At 72.2% G+C, this 22,042-nt stretch carries 24 protein-coding genes; 15 read left to right on the top strand and 9 right to left on the bottom strand.

What is annotated here, in order from left to right; translation table 11 throughout:
* Positions 1–4: 4 nt before the first annotated feature.
* Complete coding sequence (locus tag AMK18_RS17020) at positions 5–388, bottom strand: peptidase inhibitor family I36 protein (RefSeq protein ID WP_018103342.1); 384 nt, start codon at positions 386–388, stop codon at positions 5–7.
* A 313-nt stretch (positions 389–701) separates the two neighbouring features.
* On the opposite strand from AMK18_RS17020, the gene AMK18_RS17025 reads away from it, so the two are divergent.
* From AMK18_RS17025 to AMK18_RS17045, 5 genes are all read left to right on the top strand, one after another.
* Positions 702–1,913 (top strand): alpha/beta hydrolase, encoded by a 1,212-nt coding sequence (locus AMK18_RS17025; RefSeq protein WP_073863431.1) that lies wholly within the window; start codon positions 702–704, stop codon positions 1,911–1,913.
* An 87-nt stretch (positions 1,914–2,000) separates the two neighbouring features.
* Positions 2,001–2,939, top strand: a complete 939-nt coding sequence (locus tag AMK18_RS17030; protein WP_073863432.1) for a DUF4429 domain-containing protein — start codon at positions 2,001–2,003, stop codon at positions 2,937–2,939.
* Positions 2,940–2,955: 16 nt separating this feature from the next.
* A complete protein-coding gene (locus AMK18_RS17035; protein WP_073863433.1) occupies positions 2,956–4,176 on the top strand; it encodes a sensor histidine kinase in 1,221 nt (406 codons plus the stop codon).
* Between the two features lie 13 nt (positions 4,177–4,189).
* A complete protein-coding gene (locus AMK18_RS17040) occupies positions 4,190–4,873 on the top strand; it encodes a response regulator (protein WP_018103338.1) in 684 nt (227 codons plus the stop codon).
* A 150-nt stretch (positions 4,874–5,023) separates the two neighbouring features.
* On the top strand, positions 5,024–6,076 hold the full coding sequence (locus AMK18_RS17045) for an alpha/beta hydrolase (RefSeq protein WP_073863434.1): 1,053 nt from the start codon (positions 5,024–5,026) through the stop codon (positions 6,074–6,076).
* A gap of 15 nt (positions 6,077–6,091) precedes the next feature.
* Here the strand turns inward: AMK18_RS17045 and AMK18_RS17050 are convergent, their stop codons facing one another.
* The 3 genes from AMK18_RS17050 to AMK18_RS17060 are packed head-to-tail and all read right to left on the bottom strand — an operon-like array spanning position 6,092 to position 8,061.
* A complete protein-coding gene (locus AMK18_RS17050; RefSeq protein ID WP_073863435.1) occupies positions 6,092–6,538 on the bottom strand; it encodes a VOC family protein in 447 nt (148 codons plus the stop codon).
* Between the two features lie 45 nt (positions 6,539–6,583).
* Positions 6,584–7,600 carry an aldo/keto reductase gene (locus AMK18_RS17055; RefSeq protein WP_073863436.1) on the bottom strand — a complete coding sequence of 339 codons (1,017 nt, stop codon included), beginning with the start codon at positions 7,598–7,600 and terminating at the stop codon, positions 6,584–6,586.
* Positions 7,600–8,061, bottom strand: a complete 462-nt coding sequence (locus tag AMK18_RS17060) for a MerR family transcriptional regulator (protein WP_018103334.1) — start codon at positions 8,059–8,061, stop codon at positions 7,600–7,602. Before AMK18_RS17060 ends, AMK18_RS17055 begins: the two co-directional genes overlap by 1 nt.
* A 91-nt stretch (positions 8,062–8,152) precedes the next feature.
* Here AMK18_RS17060 and AMK18_RS17065 point away from each other — a divergent pair, with 91 nt between their 5' ends.
* Positions 8,153–8,968 (top strand): serine hydrolase domain-containing protein, encoded by an 816-nt coding sequence (locus tag AMK18_RS17065; RefSeq protein WP_073863437.1) that lies wholly within the window; start codon positions 8,153–8,155, stop codon positions 8,966–8,968.
* Positions 8,969–8,986: 18 nt separating this feature from the next.
* Here AMK18_RS17065 and AMK18_RS17070 read toward each other — a convergent pair whose 3' ends face one another.
* Complete coding sequence (locus AMK18_RS17070; protein WP_073863438.1) at positions 8,987–11,065, bottom strand: alkaline phosphatase family protein; 2,079 nt, start codon at positions 11,063–11,065, stop codon at positions 8,987–8,989.
* A gap of 251 nt (positions 11,066–11,316) precedes the next feature.
* On the opposite strand from AMK18_RS17070, the gene AMK18_RS17075 reads away from it, so the two are divergent.
* A complete protein-coding gene (locus AMK18_RS17075; RefSeq protein ID WP_073863439.1) occupies positions 11,317–11,898 on the top strand; it encodes a GNAT family N-acetyltransferase in 582 nt (193 codons plus the stop codon).
* A 104-nt stretch (positions 11,899–12,002) separates the two neighbouring features.
* Entirely contained in the window at positions 12,003–12,194 is a 192-nt protein-coding gene (locus tag AMK18_RS17080; protein ID WP_018103330.1) for a hypothetical protein, read from the top strand.
* A gap of 26 nt (positions 12,195–12,220) precedes the next feature.
* Here AMK18_RS17080 and AMK18_RS17085 read toward each other — a convergent pair whose 3' ends face one another.
* A complete protein-coding gene (locus AMK18_RS17085; RefSeq protein ID WP_073863440.1) occupies positions 12,221–12,877 on the bottom strand; it encodes a pirin family protein in 657 nt (218 codons plus the stop codon).
* A 110-nt stretch (positions 12,878–12,987) separates the two neighbouring features.
* On the opposite strand from AMK18_RS17085, the gene AMK18_RS17090 reads away from it, so the two are divergent.
* The 5 genes from AMK18_RS17090 (at position 12,988) to fabF (ending at position 17,887) form a co-directional block, all read left to right on the top strand.
* Complete coding sequence (locus AMK18_RS17090; RefSeq protein ID WP_026171552.1) at positions 12,988–14,187, top strand: PucR family transcriptional regulator; 1,200 nt, start codon at positions 12,988–12,990, stop codon at positions 14,185–14,187.
* 89 nt (positions 14,188–14,276) lie between these two features.
* On the top strand, positions 14,277–15,191 hold the full coding sequence (locus AMK18_RS17095; RefSeq protein ID WP_073863441.1) for an ACP S-malonyltransferase: 915 nt from the start codon (positions 14,277–14,279) through the stop codon (positions 15,189–15,191).
* Positions 15,192–15,204: 13 nt separating this feature from the next.
* Positions 15,205–16,236 carry a ketoacyl-ACP synthase III gene (locus AMK18_RS17100; RefSeq protein ID WP_073863442.1) on the top strand — a complete coding sequence of 344 codons (1,032 nt, stop codon included), beginning with the start codon at positions 15,205–15,207 and terminating at the stop codon, positions 16,234–16,236.
* Positions 16,237–16,298: 62 nt separating this feature from the next.
* Complete coding sequence (locus AMK18_RS17105) at positions 16,299–16,547, top strand: acyl carrier protein (RefSeq protein ID WP_018103325.1); 249 nt, start codon at positions 16,299–16,301, stop codon at positions 16,545–16,547.
* A gap of 77 nt (positions 16,548–16,624) precedes the next feature.
* Positions 16,625–17,887, top strand: coding sequence for a beta-ketoacyl-ACP synthase II (gene fabF, locus AMK18_RS17110; RefSeq protein WP_026171551.1), 1,263 nt, complete (start codon positions 16,625–16,627; stop codon positions 17,885–17,887).
* 131 nt (positions 17,888–18,018) lie between these two features.
* On the opposite strand, the gene AMK18_RS17115 is transcribed toward fabF, so the two are convergent.
* The gene (locus AMK18_RS17115; RefSeq protein WP_026171550.1) at positions 18,019–18,513 is read right to left on the bottom strand and encodes a DUF3145 domain-containing protein; all 495 of its coding nucleotides are present in this window, start codon (positions 18,511–18,513) and stop codon (positions 18,019–18,021) included.
* Positions 18,514–18,791: 278 nt separating this feature from the next.
* On the opposite strand from AMK18_RS17115, the gene AMK18_RS17120 reads away from it, so the two are divergent.
* Entirely contained in the window at positions 18,792–19,706 is a 915-nt protein-coding gene (locus AMK18_RS17120) for an SGNH/GDSL hydrolase family protein (RefSeq protein WP_073863443.1), read from the top strand.
* Positions 19,707–19,717: 11 nt separating this feature from the next.
* Positions 19,718–20,710 (top strand): aldose epimerase family protein, encoded by a 993-nt coding sequence (locus AMK18_RS17125; protein WP_073863444.1) that lies wholly within the window; start codon positions 19,718–19,720, stop codon positions 20,708–20,710.
* Here the strand turns inward: AMK18_RS17125 and AMK18_RS17130 are convergent, their stop codons facing one another.
* Positions 20,711–21,505, bottom strand: a complete 795-nt coding sequence (locus tag AMK18_RS17130) for an EI24 domain-containing protein (RefSeq protein WP_073863445.1) — start codon at positions 21,503–21,505, stop codon at positions 20,711–20,713.
* A 53-nt stretch (positions 21,506–21,558) separates the two neighbouring features.
* Complete coding sequence (locus AMK18_RS17135; RefSeq protein WP_018103319.1) at positions 21,559–21,987, bottom strand: organic hydroperoxide resistance protein; 429 nt, start codon at positions 21,985–21,987, stop codon at positions 21,559–21,561.
* Positions 21,988–22,042: the final 55 nt, after the last annotated feature.

A 22,042-nucleotide genomic window follows, 5' to 3' on the forward strand; every position in this document is an offset into this window, starting at 1 on the left:
CCGTTCAGTTCTCCCACACCTTGAAGGCGCGCACCTGGTACGGCGAGCGGGGCAGCCAGGTGCCGCCGCCCGGGTACGTCTCGAACTCGCCGGTCTCCTGGCACTCGGCGGACTGGTAGGTGGTGACGGGCCGGCCGGTGCGGTTGGCGAGGGCCTGGGCGGTGGTGCCGGGTTTCAGCGGGACGCAGCTCTCGATGTCGATGGTGGACAGCTCATGGGTCTGCCGGGCGCCGGTGAAGTCGGGCTTCGACCAGAGGCAGAGCTGCCCGCTCGCGCAGTTCCCGAGGGAGACCGGCGCGGCGGCCTTCGCGGGCGTGGTGGACGCGACGGGCGCGGACAGGAACAGGGCGGTGACGGCCAGGAAGGCCGCGGCAACGGTCGTACGCATGCGAGTTGAACCCCCGTGATGATGAAACTGCCGTGAGGGAACCGCCGATGAGGCGGATCCGGCTGATGCGGGTCGTCCACCGGTGTGGATCTCCCTGCACCCACCCTGCGCCGTTACGGAGAGTAATCGGAAGGGTCGGCGGCCGGATCCACTCCGAAAGGTGACTGTCCGCACAGAGTTGACGCGAAAGGCGCGGAGCGTGCCGGAGGGCCGTACACAGGGTGAGGCAATCACCGTGTCCTTCCGCACAGTCGGGTGATGTACGTCACCCTGCTCCCGAACCGGCTCCACCCGTCTCCTAGGGTGGTCCGGAGTGACTTCCTTCGACTCCTCTCCCACGCTCACCGCTTGGCGCGCACTGCTCGCCGTCGCGGTCGTCTTCGTGATGCTCGCGACGACCGGCTGGACCGCCGTGCACCATCAGCGTTCCGGCGACTCCCGCGCGCTCGCGCTGGCCGCCTGGGCCAAGGGGTCGATAGCGGGACAGCCGCTGCCGGACGCCGACACCCCGCCGTACAAGCTGGCGCACTTCTTCGCCACGCTGACCCCGGCGCAACGCGCCCACCTCGCCGACCGGTACCCACTCGTCGTGGGGAACCTCAACGGCGCCCCGGTCACCACCCGTTACCGCGCGAACCGGCGGGCGATCGGGCAGGCGAGCGCGGTCGAGCGCAAACGCGTCCACGACACCAGACTCTCCGCGTCCGGCCGCGCCGAGGCCCAGCACCGCCTGGACCGCTTCCGGTCGATGCTCGCCCGGGACCGCCACTTCCTGGCGTTCGACCCGTCGGGGCGCGGGCTCGCCGCCGAGGTGTTCGGCGACCTGGACCGGGCCCGGCGCATCTCGCTCGTCGTGCCCGGAGTCGACACGAATCTGCTGACCCTGGAACGCACCGGGCCCAAGACCAACGCCGCGCCCGTCGGCATGGCCAAGTCGCTGTACGCCGCCGAGCGCGCCGCGAGCCCCGGGGCGCGCACCGCCGTCATCGCCTGGGCCGACTACACGACGCCCGTCGGCATCGGCATGGACGCCGCCCTCGGCAATCTCGCCGAGCGTGGGGCGGTCCGGCTCGACGCGCTCGTCCGGGCCCTTCCGGGACCGGCGCCCGTCTCGCTGTTCTGCCACAGCTACGGCTCCGTCCTGTGCGGGGTCGCCGCGAGCAGGCTGCCCGGCCGGGTCGAGGACATCGCGGTGGCCGGCAGCCCCGGCATGCGGGCGGACAACGCAGGTCAGCTGCACACCCGGGCGCATGTGTGGGCGATGCGGGACAGCGGCGACTGGATCGAGGACGTGCCGAACCTGGAGTTCGGCGGCCTCGGCCACGGGGCGGATCCGGTGGACCACGGCTTCGGCGCCCGGGTCGTCTCGGCGGACGGAGCGGTCGGCCACAGCGGTTACTTCGAGCCGGGCACCGAGAGCCTGGACAACTTCGCCGCGATCGGAGTTGGCGCGTACACGTCGGTGACCTGTGCGACGGCCGACAGCACCTGCAACGACGGGGTGTACGCCAACTCGACAGCCTGACGCGCGTAGAGACACCGCGTCCGGCCTCCGGAAGCGGTCGACTCCGAGAGGGGACGGGGCGGGCAAGTGCCGCATACGATGAGGCGCATGGGTGATGTGCTGGCCGGAATTCATGCCACCTGGGAGTTCGACGCCGACTCCGTGCTCATCCGCTACGAACGGGGTATCCGCACGCCGAGACTCCTCCAGAGCCTCCGCGAGCGCCGCGTCCCGCACGCGGCGCTGTCGTCGGTGACGCTGACCCCGGGCAAGCGGGGCACGGTGGTGCTGCGCGCCGTCCCGCGCCCCGGGGCCGATCCACTCCTCGAAGCCGCCGCCGGGCAGCTCAAGGACGGCTGCGACCCGTACCGGCTGGTGCTCCCCGCCGCGCGCGAGACCCTGGCCGAGTACTACGCGGACGAGCTGCGGGCCTGCATCGGCGCGGACGCGGACGAGCCCGCGGACCGTTTCCTGGTCGCGGCCCCGGAGGCCCCGATGCAGTTCAAGGCGTACGACGGGCGGGCCGGCTTCGACGGTGAGCGGATCTCGTTCCGCTGGTTCTGGACGGGCGCCTCCTCGGAGAAGTGGAAGGCCGGCGACCAGACGTTCCCGGTCACGGATCTGTGCGGGGTCGAGTGGCGCTCGCCGGAGGGCCTGGAGGGCTACTTGCGGCTGCTGCCCAGGGGCTCGGACGCGGTGGTCCACGCGTCCGGAGGGCTCAGCGGCCCCGCGACGGGCGGGACCGCCACCGGCGTCCAGCCGGTGATACCCCGGCCCGCCCGGGCCGACCAGGACCCCGCGGCGGTGATCTTCGGGCTCGGCTACGGCCCGGTCCACGAGTCGCTGCCCTTCGCGGCGGCCGTCCTCGAATCCGTACGCAGGAAGCAGTCCGCGCCCCCGGCCGCCGCTCCCCTCACCGCCGCCGCCCGGCGCGATCCGGCCGACATCGCGGAGCGCATCCACCACCTCGGGGAGCTGCACCGGGCGGGCCTGGTGACCGATGAGGAGTTCAGCGCCAAGAAGGCGCAGCTCCTGGCCGAGCTGTGACCGGCCGCCGCCCGAGATGACCGAGCCGATACCCGCGCCCGCTCCCGCGCACCCCACCGGGTGGACGAGGTTCCTGCCGCAGGCGGCCGCCGTCGCGCTGACGGTGCTCTTCCTTCCCGTCACCCTGGCCAATCTCCGCGATCAGTACGGACTCGACATCGGGGTCGCCCTCGCCCTCGCCGTCACCCAGTGCGGACCCCTGCTGATGCTGGCGCGGTCGCCGCTGTGGGCCTGGTGGATCGTCTTCCCGGCGGACATCGCGGGCGCGTTGGTGCTCCTCGGGAAGCCGGCCCGCGAGTACGACGTCTGGCCGTGGCCGCCCGCGCCGCTGATCGCCTGCCTCTTCCTGCTCCTCGCGCTGGCCCTGCGCCGGTCCCGGCGGGTGCTCGTCGCCGTCTGGCTGGCGACCGCGGCGGCGAGCCTCATCCTCCACCTGGTCCGCGCCGACCGCAGCAACGGCAGCGCGCTGCTGCTGCCCCTGTTCGCGGCCGTGGTGCTGGTGATCGGCGCGGCGGTACGGGAACGGCGCGTCGCACAGCGCCGGCTCGCCGAGCAGGAGACCGTCAGCGAGGCCGAGCGCGCCCGGCGGACGCTGCTGGAGGAGCGGGCCAGGATCGCCCGGGAGCTGCACGACGTGGTCGCCCACCACATGTCCGTGATCACCGTCCAGGCGGACTCCGCGCCCTACCGGCTGCCGGAGCTGTCGGACGAGGCGCGCGAGGAGTTCGGGACGATCGCGGCGAGCGCGCGGGAGTCGCTGACCGAGATGCGGCGGCTGCTCGTGGTGCTGCGCGGGGACGGTGCGGAGGGCGAGCGGGCCCCGCAGCCCGGGATCGACCGCTTGCAGCAGCTGGTGGAGACGACGGTACGGGCCGGGCTGCCCGCCGAACTGTCGCTGGCTGCCCATCTGGGTGACGTACCGCCGGCCGTTGACTTGTCTGCGTACCGGATCGTTCAAGAGGCGCTGGCGAACGTGGTCCGTCACGCGCCGGGGGCACCGACGCGGGTCTCGGTCACCTCGGACGGGGGCCAGTTGACGGTGCTGGTCGTCAACAGCCCGCCGGAGCAGCCGGTTTCGCCGCTGGAGTCGGCGGGAACGGGCCACGGTCTGGTCGGGATGCGGGAGCGCGTACGGTTGACGGGCGGCTCACTGGACGCCGGGCCGCTGCCGGACGGGGGGTTCCGGGTCGCCGCGCGGCTGCCGCTGTCCCCGGCCGGGCCCGACGACGCCCCCTGAGTCCGGAGGAACCGTGCCCATCCGTGTGATCATCGTCGACGACCAGGCCATGGTGCGGGCGGGTTTCGCGGCCCTGCTGGCGGCGCAGGCGGACATCGACGTGGTCGGTGAGGCGCCGGACGGGCGCCAGGGCGTCGAGGTCAGCCGCCGGGTCCACCCGGACGTGGTCCTGATGGACGTCCGGATGCCCGAGATGGACGGCCTCGCGGCGGCCCGCGCACTGCTGGAACCGCCACCGGGCGTGGTCCATGTGCCCAGGGTGCTGATGCTGACCACGTTCGACGTGGACGACTACGTGTACGAGGCGCTGCGGGCCGGGGCGTCCGGCTTCCTGCTGAAGGACGCGCCGCCCGCCGACCTGATCGCGGCGGTCCGGGTGGTGGCGGCGGGCGACGCGCTGCTCGCGCCGTCCGTGACGCGCCGTCTGATCGCCGACTTTGCGAAGCAGGGCCCTTCGGCGGCGGCCCGGGGCGGCGCGACACTGCGGCTCAACGGGCTGACGCCGCGCGAGACGGAGGTCCTGGAACTCATCGCGCGCGGGCTGTCGAACCAGGAGATCGCCGGGAAGCTGGTGCTCGCCGAGCAGACGGTGAAGACGCACATCGGGCGCGTCCTGGCGAAGCTCTCCCTGCGGGACCGGGCGCAGGCGGTGATCTTCGCGTACGAGGCGGGGCTCGTCGTCCCCGGCTCCGCCTGACGCACCCGCCCCACCCCCTACCCGGGTATCACACGGCAGTTGGCTCCCCGGTGTGACGCCCGCGCACCCACCGCGTTCCTACCTTCCTCCCGTCGCGCCGAACGGCGTGCGGGGACCGGCCGGTTGGGCCGGAGAGGGAGGGCGGGGCGGATGCGGCGTTACGCGAGGACCCTGGTCGCGGCCGCGCTGGCGGTCACCGTGGTGTCGGGGACGGCGGGATGGGTGACGGCCAACGCCCAGCAGGCGGTCACGGGCCCGCCGCCGGGCACGGCGTCCTGGCGGGCCGACCACACGCTGGGCCGCGAACTGCCCGACCCGGAGCGGGACTCGCCCGCCGAAACGGCCCGGTTCTTCGCGAGTCTCACCGACGCCGAGCAACAGGCCCTGGCCGCACGGCATCCGCTCGTCGTCGGCAACCTCGACGGCGCCCCCGTGGAACTGCGCTACCGGGCCAACGCCCTTGCCCTGCACGCCTCGCACGACCCCCGCTACGCCCACCTCGCCGACGACCCGGCCCGCCGCTTCCTGGCGTTCGACCCGCGCGGCCGGGGCCAGGTCGCGGAGGTCTTCGGCGACCTGGCGACCGCCCGGCGGGTGTCCGTGGTGGTGCCCGGTTCCGACATCGACGCCGGAACCTTCGACCGTACGACCGACGTGTACGGCACCCCCGCCGGTATGGCCAGGTCGCTGTACGCCCGTACGGGTCCGGGCACCGCCGTCATCGCCTGGGCCGGGTACACCACCCCGGTGGGCCTCGGGCTCGATGCCGCCCGGGGGACGCTGGCGGAGGCCGGTTCGGTGCGGCTGACCCGGTTCACGGACGGGCTGGAGGCCGCCGGGGTGCCGGTCGCCGCGGTGTTCTGCCACAGCTACGGCTCGGTCGTCTGCGGCCTGGCGGCGCACCGGCTGCGCGTCGCCGACCTGGTGGTCCTCGGCTCTCCCGGGATGCGCGCGGACAGCGTGGCCGGTCTGCGCACCGGGGCGCGGGTGTGGGCGGCGAAGGACCCCGGCGACTGGATCGGCAAGGTCCCGCACGTCGAGTTCGCCGGGCTCGGCCACGGCGCGGACCCCGCGTCGCCGGGGTTCGGCGCCCGCCGGGTGCCCGCCGACGACGCGGAGGGGCACACGGGCTACTTCGCCCCGGGCACCGAGTCACTGAGCGCGTTCGCGTCGATCGCCGAAGGCGCGTACGCCCAGGGCTGATCCAGCGGGCAGGCCCTACCTCTTCCCGCCCAGCTCCTCCGCCAACCCGACGATGACGCCGTCCGGGCCGCGCAGGTAGCAGAGCAGGTAGGTGTCCTCGAACCGCGCGATGGAGCCGACGACTTCGCCGCCGAGCGGGCGCAGCCGGGCGACCGTGTCCTCGACGTCGTCCACGGCGAACATGACGCGGTGCGTGCCGAGCACGTTGTGCGGCCGGTCGCGCGGGGCGTCGATCAGCGCGGGGCTGAGGTACTTCGCCAGCTCCAGGCGGCTGTGCCCGTCCGGGGTCCGGAGCATGGCGATCTCGCAGTGGGTACCGTCGAGGCCGGTGCACTGGTCGGCGAAGCCGCCCTGGACCTCGCCCTTGCCCTCCAGCTCCATGCCGAGTTCCTGGAAGAACGCGACGGCCGCGTCCAGGTCCTCGACGACGATGCCGACGTTGTCCATCCGCTTGATCGCCATGCGGTTGCCTCCTCTGTCGCTTCCTCGTACGGACGCTACTCCGCGCTACTCGCGCGCGAGGGAGGTCAGGCTCATGTCCTGGTAACGGTCGCCCGCGACCTGTCCGGCGATCGGTTCGAGGAGGGCCAGCTCGTCGTCGGTGAGCGTCAGGCGGGTGGCGCCGACGTTCTCCAGGAGGCGGTGGCTCTTGCGGGTGCCCGGGATCGGGACGACGGTGATGCCGTGGACCTGGGCGCGCTGCTGCACCCAGGCGAGCGCGACCTGCCCGGCGGTCGCGCCGTGGGCGGCGGCGATCTTGTGAACGGGCTCCAGGAGGGCCGCGTTGGTCTTCGCGTTCTCGCCGGTCATGCGGGGCTGCGAGGCGCGGAAGTCGCCCTGGGACAGCTCCTTGCCCGCGTCCGCGAAGGACCCGGTGAGGAAGCCCCGGCCCAGCGGCGAGTACGGCACAACCGTGACGCCCAGCTCGGCGGCGGCGGCCACCGCGCTGCGTTCCACGTCCCGGCTGAAGAGGGACCACTCGGACTGGAGGGCGGCGATCGGGTGCACGGCGTGCGCCTCGCGCAGTTCGGCGCCGGTGACCTCGCTGAGCCCGAGCTGCTTGACCTTGCCCTCCCGGACCAGCTCGGCCATGGCGCCGACGGACTCCGCGAACGGGACGGCGGTGTCGTGGCGGTGCATGTAGTACAGGTCGATGACGTCGGTGTTCAGGCGGCGCAGGCTCGCCTCGACGGCCTTGCGGATGTAGGCGGGGCTGTTGTTGACGCCCCGGTAGTCGGGGTCGTCCTCGCGCCGCTCGATGCCGAACTTCGTGGCGAGGGTGATCTCGTCGCGGTGGGCCCCGACGAACGGCGCGAGGAAGGTCTCGTTGGCGCCGCTGCCGTAGATGTCGGCGGTGTCGAAGAGGGTGACGCCCGCCGTCAGCGCCGTTTCCAGCGTCTCGCGGGCCGACGCCTCGTCGGTGTCGCCGTAGAACTCGCTGATGCCCATGCAGCCGAGGCCCTGGACCCCGACCCGGGGGCCGCCGCGGCCGAGTTCGACGGTGGCGATCTTGTTGTCAGTCATCAGGCACTGGGCCCTTCCGGCGCCGCACGGGCGCCCGCATAGAAGTCGATCTTGTAGTCCAGTACGGCCAGGGTGTCCTGGAGCTCCGCGATCCGCGTCCTCACGTCACGGCGGGTCGCCTCCAGCAGTTCCTGCCGTTCCTCGAAGGTGTGGTCGCCCTCGCGTATGAGCTCGGCGTACCGGACCATGTGGGCGACCGGCATCCCGGTCAGCCGCAGCTTGGTGACGAAGGCGAGCCAGTCGAGGTCCCGGTTGCTGAAGCGGCGCTGGCCGGTGTGCGACCGGTCCACGTGCGGCATCAGCCCGATCCGCTCGTACCAGCGCAGGGTGTGGGCGGTCAGGCCGGTGAACGCGGCGACCTCGCTGATCGTGTAGCGGTCCTGCCCGTCGGGGCGCGGGTGCGCCGAGGGGGCGGAGGCGCAGATATCGGCCCGGGTCGAAGTGGTCTCCATCACCGTCATGCCTCCACGCTAAGACCTTGGAGTGCACTCGAAGCAAGCGTGACCGGGTGCGGTTTCCAACAGGCGGGACCTGGAATCTACTCTCGTACGCATGCAGAGCCTGGCGATGATCGAGAACTGGCCCGTCCCCACCGCCGCGGCGGCCGTCGTACGAGCCGACGGCACGGTCGCCGGTACGCACGGCCCGACCGCGCACCGCTTCCCGCTCGCCTCCGTCACCAAACCGCTCGCGGCCTACGCGGCGCTGGTGGCGTACGAGGAGGGCGCCGTGGAGCTGGACGAACCGGCGGGCCCCGAGGGCTCGACCGTGCGCCACCTCCTCGCCCACACCAGCGGCCTCGCCTTCGACGAGCACCGGGTGATGGCCCCGCCCGGCAACCGGCGCCTCTACTCCAACGCGGGCTTCGAGGTGCTGGGCGACCACATCGCGAAGGCCACCGAGATCCCGTTCCCGGAATACGTTCGACAGGCGGTCCTGGAACCGCTCGGGATGACCGCGACCACCCTGGACGGCTCCCCCGCCAAGGACGGCGTCTCCACGGTCGCCGACCTCGCGCGCTTCGCCGCCGAGGTGCAGGCCCCCCGCCTGCTCGACCCGCGCACGGTCGCCGCCGCGCAGACCGTGGTCCACCCGGGCCTGAAGGGCGTCCTTCCCGGCTACGGCCACCAGAACCCCAACGACTGGGGCCTCGGCTTCGAGATCCGCGACTCCAAGTCCCCGCACTGGACGGGGGCCTCCTCCTCGCCCGCGACCTTCGGGCACTTCGGGCAGTCGGGCACCTTCCTCTGGGTCGACCCGGCGGCGGGCGCGGCCTGCGTCGCGCTCACCGACCGGTCCTTCGGCCCGTGGGCGGTCGAGGTGTGGCCCGCGTTCACCGACGCGGTCCTGGCGGAGCTGGCGGGCTGACCGGACCCGCCTCGGCGGTCAGTGGTCGTTCACCGTCGCCACCCGGCCCGCGTACCGCTGGGTCCAGCCGGTGCCGGTGTCGGCGGTGAGGACCACGTCGTAGTAGCCGTGCTCGGTGGGCCAGTCCACGACCGCCGAGTGGCCGCCGGGGACGGTGACCTTGCGGGTGCCGCCCGCGTAGTCGTTGGCCTTCAGGGTGTAGCGGACCGGGTGGCGGCCGTCGTTGTGCAGCCCCAGGCGGACCACCGGGCGCCACCCCCGGACCAGCCGCGGCTCGACGCGGGGCAGGCCGATGTGGCGCGTGCTCGCGTCCTCCGGGAGCAGCTGCCCGGCGAAGGAGCGCAGGAACCCGTCCGGGCCGTACACCGAGAAGGCGTACCGGCCGTCGGTGGCGGTCGTGTCCCAGGTGTACGTGCGCGGGGCCGCCTCGCTCACCGTGTGCGGGATGTTCTCGAACGGGAGGTACCGGTCCGGGAAGACCTGGAGGCTCACCGCCTTGCCCTCCGGACCGCCGGTGAGCGTCATGGCGGCGGTCACCGTTCCGGCGGCCCGGTCCTCGGTGAGCACGGCGTGCGGGTGGTAGGAGAGCCCGCGCGGCTCCAGCCGGTCGCGGGGCGGCCTCGGCGGGGTGCCGGTGACCGGGTCGGCGATGACGACCGGGCCGGGGCGCGGGTGCGCGAAGTCGATGGCGCTGGTCAGGTCCCCGGCGATGGAGCGGCGCCACGGGGTGATGTTCGGGCAGGTGAACGGCTTGCCCAGGTGCGCGGCCCAGGTCTCCAGGAACTTCACGGTCGAGGTGTGGTCGAAGACCTCCGAGGCGACGTAGCCGCCGCGCGTCCACGGGGAGACCAGCACCATCGGGACGCGGGGCCCGAAGCCGTACGGGGTGGTGCCGGAGAACTCGCCGGGGGTGCCGGCCTCCGGGCGCGGCGGCAGGACGTGGTCGAACTTCCCGTCGTTCTCGTCGTACGTGATGATCACCAGGGTGTGGTTCCAGATGTCCTCGTTGCTCTGGAGGGTCTTCAGCACCTTGTTCATGTACCGCTCGCCGTGCACCGTGTCGAAGCCCGGGTGCTCGCTCCAGGCGGCGGGCATGACCACCCAGGACACCTCGGGCAGGGGGTGTTCGGCGCCCGGCTCGCAGGCGGCGATCAGGTCGCGCAGGACGGCGTCCAGATTGGCGTCGGAGTCGTCGTTGGGCGTGGTGGCGCCCGCGTAGACGAAGGAGTTGGCCTTCCAGACCCGGCCGGTGCCCGGTTCGAGCTCGGCCGGGTCGGTGGTGCGGGGGTCGAAGGCGGCGAAGCTGTTGGTGACGTTGCAGCCGTACTCGCCGACGTAGCCGCTCTGCAGGCTCTTGCCGACGCCGTTGCCGCTGTTGTCGGAGTAGACCCGCCAGTCGATGCCCGCCTGCTGGAGCTGCTCGGGGACGGTGGTCCAGCGGCGGGTGTAGTCGTTCTGGCCCGCGTTGGTGGTCTCGCCGCCCGCCGTGCCGCTCATCAGGTAGTAGCGGTTGGGGATGGTGGGCCCGTGCAGCGAGCAGAAGTTCATGTCGCAGACGGTGTACTGCGAGGCGAGCGAGTACATCCACGGCATGTAGTCGGGCGTGTAGTACCACATGCAGTGGTCGCCCTTGTCCTGCACCCAGGTGTCCCAGCGCCCGCCGTTGGCGCCGTAGAAGTTGTGCTTGTCGCTCCAGGTGGCGGTCGAGACGGCGGGGGTCACGATGGCGCCGGTGGCATCGCGCTGCTGGAAGACGCTGGTGCCGTCCTGGAAGGTCAGGACCTGCTTGTCGTCGTGGCCGCGCACCCCCTTCAACTGGCCGAGGTAGTGGTCGAATGAACGGTTCTCCTGCATGAGGATCACCACGTGCCTCAGGTCGGAGATATCGCCCTTGAAGCCTCTGGGCAGGCGGTATTCGGCCGCCTCCGCCTGCGCTCCGCCGACCGCCTCGGCCACCGGTCCCGCGGCGAGGGCACCGAGCGACACGGCGGCCGTCTGAAGCATCCGGCGGCGGCTGATGCGCAGGTCGTTGGTGACCTCGCCGGTGTCGTCGGCGTCGGTGTCCGGGCAGGGGATCTCGCTGGTCTGAAGGGTCATCGGGGCACCTCTGGGGGGAGAGTGGTTCACAAGGGGGGAGGGACGTCTGCGCGCCTGCGAAAACTAGGCCGCCGGTACGAACGGCGGGCGAACCGTGGACGTATTCCTGAGGCACCGGCAGATTTACATGGCCCCGACATGCAGTCGAGATCCCGCACGGTGATAGCCGAAAATCGCGCCCCGATGGCCGGTCCGCCGGTCTTGCCGCGACCCTGGCCGCCGGTCACGGGCGGCCGCTACGCTCCCCGCCCATGACCGACGACATAGTCCGCGCCACCGCGTCCGACGTCCCCGCGCTCGCGGGCGTGCTGGCCAGCGCGTACGCCGAGGACCCCGTCTGGTCCTGGCTGATGCCCCGGGACCGGGACCGGCGGCTGCGGCTGCTGTTCACCGCGCATCTGGCGCAGCAGGTCCCGGCGGGGCGGGTGTGGACGGACGGCGACCGCACGGTGGCGGCGGTCTGGGCGGAGCCCGGCGCCTGGAAGCTCCCGGCGAGCTACCTGCTGCGCAACGCGGGCACGCTGCTGCGGGCGGCCCGGACGCAACTCCCCCGCACCGCAGGGAGGTTGCTCGCCCTGGAGCACCGGCACCCGGCCCGCCCCGCGCACTGGTACGTCGAGTACCTCGGCACCCACGCCGACGCACGCGGTACGGGACGCGGCTCGGTGGTCCTCGGCGGCCTGCTGGAACGGGCGGACGCGGACGGCCGCCCGGTCTTCCTGGAGTCGAGCAACAGCCGCAACCTCACGTTCTACCGCCGCCACGGCTTCGAGGTCCGCGAGGAGATGACGTTCCGGTCGGGGCCGCCGATGTGGTCGATGTGGCGGCGGTAGCGGCCCCCGCAGCCGCGATCTCCGTCACCCCGCGTGTTTACGGGGCCGATTTCCGGTTACGACAAGTAGTGACAGACCATCAGTGCCGGACGAAAGGCAGGAACATGAACGTCGTCATCGTGCTGATCCTCGTCGCAGTCCTCGCCCCGCTCGCCTTCGTGGCCCTGGCCCCGAAGGTGCCCGCGCGGCGCAACGCGTTTCCCGGCCGGAGCAGCGGCCGGACCCGTCGGCGTCCGTCGGCGGTACGACTGAGTGAGATCCCGCGGCAGCAGTTCGACCGGCACCACGCCCGCTGACGCGGAGCCGGTGGCCGGGGTGCCGGTCAGTCGCCCAACTCCCAGACCAGCACCTCGGCCGTGTCCGCGGCGACCAGTTCGAGCCCCGTCTCCCCGGTGATCCGGGCCGCGTCGCCCGCCGTCAGCTCCTCGCCGCCGACGCGCACCGTGCCGCGCACCACGTGCGCGTACACCCGGGCTGCGTCGGGGACCGCCGCGCGCTCGCCCTCCGCGAGGCGCCGCACATGCAGCATGGCGCCCGCCTCGGGGAGGGCGTACGGAGTGGAGTCGGCGAGGCCCGGGACGGTGGTGTACGAGGGCTCGCCGCCGGGCTCCAGGGGCGCGAGCCACATCTGAAGGAACGTCAGCTGGCTTTCTCCGTCGTTGCGTTCGACGTGGCGGACGCCGGAGGCGGCGCTGAGGTGCTGGACGTCGCCGGGCCGGACCACCGTGGCGTGACCCGCCGAGTCGCGGTGCGTCAGCTCGCCCTCGACGACCCAGGTGACGATCTCCGTATGGCTGTGCGGGTGCTCCTCGAAGCCCGCGCCGGGCGCGAGCCGCTCCTCGTTGCAGGCCAGGACCGGCCCGAAGCGGAGGTTGTCGGGGTCGTAGAAGGTGCCGAAGGAGAACGCGTGCCGGGAGGCGATGCCGGCCGCCGCGTCCCCGCCCTCGAACCGGTCGCCCGCGCGGTGTACGGAAATCACCCGTCCACGGTAGCCCGCCGACCCCCGGGGAGCCCCCGCCGGACACCGAACCGGCCCGCCACCGGCCCCGGCCCTCCGCCCGTCCGTCCCGATAAGGCAGTCTTGTGTCCGTGCCCCGACCCGATCCTGAGCAGCCCGCTGCGAACGACGCCCATCTCCATGCCGCGACCCTGAAGCGGCTTGAGCAGTCCTCCGGCCGGCTGGCCGCGAACGCGATCGCCCGCATGGACGAGTCGCTGCCGTGGTACCGGGCGATGCCCCCGGAGAACCGGTCCTGGATCGGCCTGGTCGCCCAGGCCGGTATCGCCGCGTTCACCGAGTGGTTCCGGCATCCGGAGACCCCGCAGGCGATCTCGACCGATGTCTTCGGGACCGCCCCGCGCGAGCTGACCCGGGCGATCACGCTGCGGCAGACCGTCGAGATGGTGCGGACCACGATCGAGGTCATGGAGGCCGCCATCGACGAGGTCGCCGCCCCCGGCGACGAATCGGTGCTGCGGGAGGCGCTGCTCGTCTACGCCCGCGAGATCGCGTTCGCGACCGCCCAGGTGTACGCGCAGGCGGCCGAGGCCCGGGGCGCCTGGGACGCCCGGCTCGAATCGCTCGTGGTGAACGCGGTGCTGTCCGGCGAGGCCGACGAGGGCGCCGTCTCCCGGGCCGCCGCCCTCGGCTGGAACTCCCCCGAGCACGTCTGCGTGCTGCTCGGCACCGCCCCGGACGGGGACAGCGAGCTGACCGTGGAGGCGATCCGGCGCGCCGCCCGGCACGCCAAGCTCCAGGTCCTCACGGGGGTGCTCGGCAACCGCCTGGTCGTGATCGCGGGCGGCAGCGACAACCCCCTCCAGGTCGCGAAGGCCCTGATCGGGCCGTACGCGGCGGGCCCCGTGGTGGCCGGGCCCGTGGTGGCGGACCTGCTGGCCGCGACCCGGTCCGCGCAGGCCGCGGCCGCCGGACTGAAGGCGTGCGGCGCCTGGCAGGACGCGCCGAGGCCGGTGCTCGCGGACGACCTGCTGCCGGAGCGGGCGATGGCGGGCGACCCCGCCGCGCGCGAGCAGTTGGTGGAGGAGATCTACAGACCGCTGGAAGAGGCGGGCTCCGCGCTCCTGGAAACGCTGAGTGTGTATCTGGAACAGGCGAGCAGCCTGGAGGGCGCGGCCCGGATGCTCTTCGTGCATCCCAACACCGTGCGCTACCGGCTTCGACGTGTGACAGACGTCACCGGCTGGTCACCTTCCGATGTGCGCTCGGCGTTCACTCTGCGAATCGCCCTGATCCTGGGGCGTCTGGCCGACCGGGATACGCAGTCCTAGACTTTTGTCGGACATCAACAATTCCCCCTACGGTTCTTCGTCCCTGTCCCCACGGGTGTTCCGGACCGTTCACAAGAGAGAGTGTGAGGGTGCTCGTACTCGTCGCTCCCGGCCAAGGCGCTCAGACGCCCGGCTTCCTGACTCCCTGGCTCGACCTCCCCGGTGCCACCGACCGCATCGCGGCCTGGTCCGACGCCATCGGGCTCGACCTCCTGCGCTACGGCACCGAGGCGGACGCGGAGGAGATCCGCGACACCGCGGTGGCCCAGCCGCTGCTGGTCGCCGCCGGTCTGCTGTCGGCCGCCGCGCTCGACGCCTCCCCGGACGCCGTCGCCGGCCACAGCGTCGGTGAGATCACCGCCGCCTCGTTCGCCGGTGTCATCGGCGAGGAGGCCGCGCTCCGCTTCGTCCGGACGCGTGGGCTCGCCATGGCCGACGCCGCCGCGGTCACCGAGACCGGGATGGCGGCGCTGCTCGGCGGCGACCCCGAGGTCACGGTGGTCCACCTGGAGAAGCTCGGGCTGACCCCGGCGAACGTCAACGGGGGCGGCCAGATCGTCGCCGCCGGCACCGCCGCGCAGATCGCCGCGCTCACCGAGGACAAGCCGGAGGGTGTGCGCCGCGTGGTGCCCCTGAAGGTGGCCGGCGCCTTCCACACGCACCACATGGCGCCCGCCGTCGAGCGGCTGCGCGCGGCGGCCGGGGACCTGGACGTCTCCGACCCCTCGGTGACGTACGTCTCGAACGCCGACGGCAAGACCGTCGCCACCGGCCACGAGGTCATCACCCGGCTCGTCGGCCAGGTCGCCAACCCGGTCCGCTGGGACCTGTGCATGGAGACCTTCAAGGCGATGGGCGTCACCGCCCTCATCGAGGTCTGCCCCGGCGGCACGCTCACCGGCCTGGCCAAGCGGGCGCTGCCAGGCGTCCCGACCCTCGCGCTCAAGACCCCCGACGACCTCGACGCGGCCCGCGCGCTCATCGCTGAGCACGCGGGCGCCTAAGGAGCCCGAGAGCATGTCGAAGATCAAGCCCAGCCAGGGCGCTCCGTACGCGCGGATCATGGGCGTCGGCGGCTACCGCCCGACCCGGGTGGTGCCCAACGAGGTCATCCTGGAGACGATCGACTCCTCCGACGAGTGGATCCGCTCCCGCTCCGGCATCGCGACCCGCCACTGGGCCTCCGAGGAGGAGACCGTGGCCGCGATGTCCGTCGAGGCGTCCGGCAAGGCCATCGCCGACGCCGGGATCGCCCCGGAGCAGATCGGCGCGGTCATCGTCTCCACCGTCTCGCACTTCAAGCAGACCCCGGCCATCGCGACCGAGATCGCCCACAAGGTCGGCGCCGGCAAGCCCGCCGCCTTCGACATCTCGGCCGGCTGCGCGGGCTTCGGCTACGGGCTGACCCTGGCCAAGGGCATGATCGTCGAGGGCTCCGCGGAGTACGTGCTCGTCATCGGCGTCGAGCGGCTGAGCGACCTCACCGACCTGACGGACCGGGCCACCGCCTTCCTGTTCGGCGACGGCGCCGGAGCGGTCATCGTCGGCCCCTCCAAGGTGCCCGCCATAGGCCCGACCGTCTGGGGCTCCGAGGGCGACAAGTCCGAGACGATCAAGCAGACCGTGGCGTGGAACGACTTCCAGGTCGGCGACGTCACGAAGCTGCCCCTCAACGACCGCGGCGAGATCAAGTTCCCCGCCATCACGCAGGAGGGCCAGGCGGTGTTCCGCTGGGCCGTCTTCGAGATGGCGAAGGTCGCCCAGCAGGCGCTGGACGCGGCCGGGATCTCCCCGGAAGACCTGGACGTCTTCATTCCGCACCAGGCCAACATGCGGATCATCGACTCGATGGTGAAGACGCTGAAGCTGCCGGAGAGCGTCATGGTCGCCCGTGACGTGGAGACCACCGGCAACACCTCCGCCGCCTCGATCCCGCTCGCCATGGAGCGGCTCCTGGCGACCGGTCAGGCCAAGAGCGGCGACACCGCGCTCGTCATCGGCTTCGGGGCGGGTCTCGTCTACGCCGCGACGGTCGTTACTCTCCCCTAGGCACACCGGGCTTTTCGCCCGGACGCCCGAACCCAGCAGAAATACATCGAAGGAGCGCCGAAATGGCCGCCACGCAGGAAGAGATCGTCGAAGGTCTCGCCGAGATCGTCAACGAGATCGCCGGGATCCCGACCGAGGACGTCCAGCTGGACAAGTCCTTCACGGACGACCTGGACGTCGACTCGCTGTCCATGGTCGAGGTCGTCGTCGCCGCCGAGGAGCGCTTCGACGTGAAGATCCCCGACGAGGACGTCAAGAACCTCAAGACCGTCGGCGACGCCGCGGACTACATCCTCAAGCACCAGGACTGATCCAGCCGGTTCGTGTGTCGCCACCCGGCGGTGGCGCCGCTGATTCACGACCCCCTACACGTGGAGAAGATTTTCCAGTGAACTCGACCAATCGCACCGTGGTCGTCACCGGTATCGGCGCAACCACTCCGCTGGGTGGCGATTCCGCATCGACCTGGGAAGGTCTGATGGCCGGGCGTTCCGGCGTCAAGCCTCTCGAGGGCGAACGTTTCGCCGAACTGCCTGTACGGATCGCGGCCCTGGCGGCCGTCGATCCCGCTGATGTCCTGCCCCGTCCGCTCGCCCGTCGGCTCGACCGCTCGGCGCAGTTCGCGCTGATCGCGGCCCGTGAGGCGTGGGCGGACGCGGGCTTCACCGGCAAGGCCGGTGAGGACGAAACGATCCAGCCCGAGCGGCTGGGTTCGGTGATCGCCTCCGGCATCGGCGGCGTGATCACCCTGCTCGACCAGTACGACGTGCTGAAGGAGAAGGGCGTACGCCGCGTCTCCCCGCACACCGTGCCCATGCTCATGCCCAACGGCCCGGCCGCGAACGTGGGCATCGAGGTGAACGCCCAGGCGGGCGTCCACACCCCGGTCTCCGCCTGCGCCTCGGGTGCCGAGGCGATCGGGTACGCCGTCGAGATGATCCGCACCGGCCGCGCCGACGTGGTCCTCGCCGGCGGCACCGAGGCGGCGATCCACCCGCTGCCGATCGCCGCGTTCGCCAACATGATGGCGATGTCCAAGAGCAACGACGAGCCGGAGAAGGCCTCCCGCCCGTACGACGTGGCCCGCGACGGCTTCGTCCTCGGCGAGGGTGCCGGTGTCGTCGTCCTGGAGTCCGCGGAGCACGCGGCGAAGCGTGGCGCCCGGGTCTACTGCGAGGTGCTGGGCCAGGGTCTCTCGGCCGACGCCCACCACATCGCGCAGCCGGAGCCGACGGGTCGCGGTATCGCCGCGGCGATGCAGAACCTGCTGGACCAGACGGACCTCAAGCCGTCGGAGATCGCCCACCTGAACGCCCACGCGACGTCCACCCCGCAGGGTGACCTCGCGGAGGTCAAGGCGCTGCGCGCGGTGCTGGGCGAGGACCTGGACCACGTCGCGATCTCCGCGACGAAGTCGATGACGGGTCACCTGCTCGGCGGTGCGGGCGGCATCGAGACCGTGGCGACGGTCCTGGCGCTGCACCACCGGATGGCTCCGCCGACGATCAACGTGGACAACCTGGACGAGTCAATCGACGCGGACATCGTCCGGGACGCGCCGCGGGCGCTGCCGGAGGGGCCGATCGCGGCGATCAACAACTCGTTCGGCTTCGGCGGCCACAACGTGGTGCTGGCGTTCCGCAGCGTCTGACGCTCGAAGCGCGTCGCTCGAGCGTGAAGCCCGTGCCCTCCGTGTGAGAGTGCGGGCTTCGTCGTTGTGTCAGGGGCGCTGCCCCCGAACCCCCGCTCCTCAATCGCCGGAGGGGCTTGATTTGCCCCTGGTCACACGACCTGGTGCAGCCAGCGGACCGGCGCGCCTTCGCCCGCGTGGCGGAAGGACTCCAGTTCGTCGTCCCAGGGCTTGCCCAGGAGCTTGGCGACCTCCGCCGCGAGGTCGGTCTCACCGCCCGCGGAGCGGGCCAGCGCGGCGCGGAGGCGGTCCTCGGGGACCAGGATGTCGCCGTGCATGCCGGTGACGGCGTGGAAGATGCCCAGCGCGGGCGTCGAGCTGTAGCGCTCGCCCTCCGCCGTGGGCGACGGCTCCGCCGTCACCTCGAAGCGCAGCAGGTCCCAGCCGCGCAGCGCGGACGCCAGCTTGGACGCCGTGCCGGGCCGTGCCTGCCAGGAGAATTCGGAGCGCCAGGTGCCCGGCGCGGCCGGCTGTCTGATCCAGTCGAGCTGCACCCGCCCGCCGAGGACTCCCGCCACCGCCCATTCGACGTGTGGGCAGAGCGCGCGCGGTGCGGAGTGAACGTACAGGACTCCACGTGTCGTCACCGGGACCTCCAGTGTGGGACGAGGTTCGCCTTCCCCAGCGGCCTGTCATCAGTAAACAGCATCGGGAGTTATTCTCCGGAAAAGCGACAGTATGTGACGCGGTGTGATGTTCGGATGCCACCCGAGTGGAGCCGGGAGCCGCGAATGCCACTGGTTCGACGGGGAAAAGCTACCGCGCCCCGGTGCCGGAGGTGTGACGTACCGTCGGTCCCGGGGCCCTTCTTCGCTCAGTCTTCACCCGGCGGAGCGGCGGGGCACGAACGGGAGGAGACCAGGCAATGCCGGATCGGTCCGTACGGCACCGCTCGCGCACCGCACTGGCGGGGCTGGCCGCTCTGGCCTGCCTCGGCTCGGCGGCGCTGGCCGGCTGCGGCTCGGGGTCCGACGGGACGACGAAGGGCTCGGCGGCCGAGCGCCGTCCGTCCCCGGCGGCGGGCCCGGTCTGGGACCCGCGCCCGAAGTCGATCGCGGCGGTCGGGGACTCCATCACGCGCGGCTTCGACGCGTGTTCGGTGCTGGCCGACTGCCCGGAGGTCTCGTGGTCGACCGGCACGGACAGCTCGGTCCGCAGCCTGGCGGTACGGCTCCTGGGCGCGTCCGGCGCGGTGGACCACAGCTGGAACCACGCGGTGACGGGCGCCCGGATGGCGCAACTGCCGGAGCAGATGGCGCTGGCGGCGGACGAGGACCCGGATCTGGTGACCGTGATGATCGGCGCCAACGACGCCTGCCGGGACTCGGTGCGGTCGATGACCCCAGTGGCGGACTTCCGGAGGTCGTTCGAGACGTCGTTGCGCGAGCTGCGCGCCGCGGCGCCGAAGGCGCAGGTGTACGTGTCGAGCGTGCCGGACCTGAAGCGGCTGTGGTCGCAGGGGCGGGGCAATCCGCTGGGCAAGCAGATCTGGAAGCTGGGCATCTGCAAGTCGATGCTGTCCGACGCGGACGACATGGGCGCGGCGGCGGTGGCCCGGCGCACCGCGGTCCAGGAGCGGGTCGTGGCGTACAACGAGGTGCTGCGCGAGGTGTGCGCGAAGGACCGCCGCTGCCGGTACGACGGCGGGGCGGTGTTCGACTACCGGTTCACCGGCAAGCAGCTCAGCCAGTGGGACTGGTTCCACCCCGGCCGCAACGGACAGGCCAGGCTCGCCGAGATCGCCTACCGCAACGTCACGGCGGTCCGGCCGCCCGCGTAGAGTCGCTGATCATGCAGACGGGTTCGGGCACGGTGATCGGTACGGAGCACTTCGGCACCCTGGCGGACGGCACCGCGGTGCACCGCTGGACGCTGGAGCGGGGCGGCACGCGGGTGCGCGTCCTGACGTACGGCGGGATCGTGCAGTCGGCCGAGGTGCCGGACCGGGACGGCGTGCGGGACGGGATCGCGCTCGGGCTGCCGGACCTGGCCTCGTACCAGGAGTACGCCGGGCCGCACTTCGGCGCGCTCGTCGGCCGGTACGCGAACCGGATCGGCGGGGCGTCCTTCGAGCTGGACGGCCGTACGCACCACCTCACGCGCAACGAGGGCCGCAATCACCTGCACGGCGGGGCGTACGGCTTCGGCAAGCGGGTGTGGGACGCGCGGGCGGTCCCGGACGGGGTGGAGCTGTCCCTCGTCTCGGCGGACGGCGAGGAGGGCTTCCCGGGCCGCGTCGAGCTGACGGCGGCGTACACGCTGGACGAGGACGGGGCGCTGCGCATCGCGTACCGGGCGGTGACGGACGCGCCGACCGTGCTGAACCTGACGAACCACACCTACTGGAACCTCGCGGGCGCCGACAGCGGCAGCGCCCTCGGTCAGCGGCTGCGGATCGCGGCCGGGGCGGTCACCCCGGTGGACGCGGAGTCGCTGCCGACCGGTGAGTTCCTGCCCGTGGAGGGCACGCGCTTCGACTTCCGCGAGCCCCGGCCGGTGAGCAAGGAGTACGACCACAACTTCGTGCTCGACGGCACGGACCCGGCGGCGGAGCTGTACGACGAGGGCTCCGGGCGCGTGCTCACGGTGACGACGACGGAGCCCGGGCTCCAGCTGTACACGGCGGACCACTTCGACGGGCGGCCGTTCGGCCCGTGCGCCGGGATCGCCCTGGAGACCCAGCACTTCCCGGACTCGCCGAACCGCCCGGAGTTCCCGAGCACGGTGCTGCGGCCGGGCGAGGAGTACACGTCCACGACGGTGTACGGGTTCTCGGTGCGCTGATCAGCCCTCGGCGGCCGTCTCGCCCTTGCCCGCATCGTCCGGGTCCTCGTCCGTCACCTCGTCGTCCACCAGGCTCCGCGCCAGCAGGGTCGCCCCCGCGACGGCCCCGGGCATGAGGAACACGGCGACGAACGGCAGCATGAAGGCCAGTCCCAGCGGTACGCCGAAGCCGAGGGTGCGCAGGCGGTGGCCGCGCAGCAGGGCGAGGCGGTCCTTCAGCACCATGCCCCGGCGCTGGAGCGCGACGGCGGTCAGCTCCTCGGCCAGGAAGTATCCGGTGACGCAGAAGCCGAGGACGGGGACGACGGTCTGCCCGGCCACGGGCACGAATCCGAGGGCGAAGAGCAGGATCGCGTACAGCCCGACCCGCACCAGGATGCGCACGCTGTCGCGGGCGGAGATCCACAGCTCCCGCCAGAGCGGCAGTCCGGATTCGGGGACCGTGCCGCCCTCGGTGCGCTCGACCTCCTCGGACAGCGACTCGTAGAAGGGCTGCCCGACCAGCAGGGTCACGGCGGTGAAGGTGATCACGGCCAGGAACAGGCCGAGGACGAAGACCAGCACGGTCAGGGTGTTGCGCAGCAGGCCCAGCCAGGGCGAGGACCAGTCGTCGGCGAACGGCGTCGACCAGGCCACCAGGTCGTCGGCGCCGTAGCCGAGGCCGACGAGGGCACCCGCGTACAGCACGAGGGTGATCAGACCGGGCAGCAGTCCTATGCCGAACCACTTGCCGTGGCCGAGGACCCAGCGCTGGCCCTTGATCAGAAAACCGAGCCCCGCCCCGAGATCACGCATGGCGCCAGCCTAGCGGGGTCCGGGACGGGGCTCGGTTCAGTGGTGCGGGACGGTCAGGCGACCGCGAGCTCCACCTTGATGTTGCCGCGCGTGGCGTTCGAGTACGGGCAGACCTGGTGGGCCTTCTCGATGAGCGCCTGCGCGGTCGCCTTGTCGACGTTCGGGATGGTCGCGGTGATGGCGACCTCCAGGCCGAAGCCGCCGGCCTCGGTCTTGCCGATGGAGACCGCCGCGGTCACCGTGGAGCCGGAGATGTCAGCCTTCTCCTGGCGGGCCACAACGCCCAGCGCGCCCTGGAAGCACGCGCTGTATCCGGCGGCGAAGAGCTGCTCCGGGTTGGTGCCGGCGCCGCTGCCGCCCATCTCCTTCGGCGGGTTGACGATGACGTCGAGCTTGCCGTCGTCCGAGGCCACGCGGCCGTCACGGCCGTTCTCGGCGGTGGCGACGGCGGTGTACGCGACGGCGATGTCCTGAATGGTCATGCTGAGGATTCCTCCTGCTGATGCGCCGCGACTCGCGCCCACGATCGCGACGGCC

Source organism: Streptomyces sp. CB01249, assembly GCF_001905735.1.
Taxonomy (GTDB): Bacteria; Actinomycetota; Actinomycetes; order Streptomycetales; family Streptomycetaceae; genus Streptomyces.

Excerpts from the sequence above, each read along its gene's own strand:
- AMK18_RS17020 (WP_018103342.1), bottom strand. The coding sequence starts at position 388 with ATGCGTACGACCGTTGCCGCGGCCTTCCTGGCCGTCACCGCCCTGTTC.
- AMK18_RS17030 (WP_073863432.1), top strand. The coding sequence starts at position 2,001 with ATGGGTGATGTGCTGGCCGGAATTCATGCCACCTGGGAGTTCGACGCC.
- AMK18_RS17035 (WP_073863433.1), top strand. The coding sequence starts at position 2,956 with ATGACCGAGCCGATACCCGCGCCCGCTCCCGCGCACCCCACCGGGTGG.
- AMK18_RS17045 (WP_073863434.1), top strand. The coding sequence starts at position 5,024 with ATGCGGCGTTACGCGAGGACCCTGGTCGCGGCCGCGCTGGCGGTCACC.
- AMK18_RS17050 (WP_073863435.1), bottom strand. The coding sequence starts at position 6,538 with ATGGCGATCAAGCGGATGGACAACGTCGGCATCGTCGTCGAGGACCTG.
- AMK18_RS17055 (WP_073863436.1), bottom strand. The coding sequence starts at position 7,600 with ATGACTGACAACAAGATCGCCACCGTCGAACTCGGCCGCGGCGGCCCC.
- AMK18_RS17060 (WP_018103334.1), bottom strand. The coding sequence starts at position 8,061 with ATGACGGTGATGGAGACCACTTCGACCCGGGCCGATATCTGCGCCTCC.
- AMK18_RS17065 (WP_073863437.1), top strand. The coding sequence starts at position 8,153 with ATGCAGAGCCTGGCGATGATCGAGAACTGGCCCGTCCCCACCGCCGCG.
- AMK18_RS17070 (WP_073863438.1), bottom strand. The coding sequence starts at position 11,065 with ATGACCCTTCAGACCAGCGAGATCCCCTGCCCGGACACCGACGCCGAC.
- AMK18_RS17075 (WP_073863439.1), top strand. The coding sequence starts at position 11,317 with ATGACCGACGACATAGTCCGCGCCACCGCGTCCGACGTCCCCGCGCTC.
- AMK18_RS17080 (WP_018103330.1), top strand. The coding sequence starts at position 12,003 with ATGAACGTCGTCATCGTGCTGATCCTCGTCGCAGTCCTCGCCCCGCTC.
- AMK18_RS17100 (WP_073863442.1), top strand. The coding sequence starts at position 15,205 with ATGTCGAAGATCAAGCCCAGCCAGGGCGCTCCGTACGCGCGGATCATG.
- AMK18_RS17105 (WP_018103325.1), top strand. The coding sequence starts at position 16,299 with ATGGCCGCCACGCAGGAAGAGATCGTCGAAGGTCTCGCCGAGATCGTC.
- AMK18_RS17120 (WP_073863443.1), top strand. The coding sequence starts at position 18,792 with ATGCCGGATCGGTCCGTACGGCACCGCTCGCGCACCGCACTGGCGGGG.
- AMK18_RS17125 (WP_073863444.1), top strand. The coding sequence starts at position 19,718 with ATGCAGACGGGTTCGGGCACGGTGATCGGTACGGAGCACTTCGGCACC.
- AMK18_RS17130 (WP_073863445.1), bottom strand. The coding sequence starts at position 21,505 with ATGCGTGATCTCGGGGCGGGGCTCGGTTTTCTGATCAAGGGCCAGCGC.
- AMK18_RS17135 (WP_018103319.1), bottom strand. The coding sequence starts at position 21,987 with ATGACCATTCAGGACATCGCCGTCGCGTACACCGCCGTCGCCACCGCC.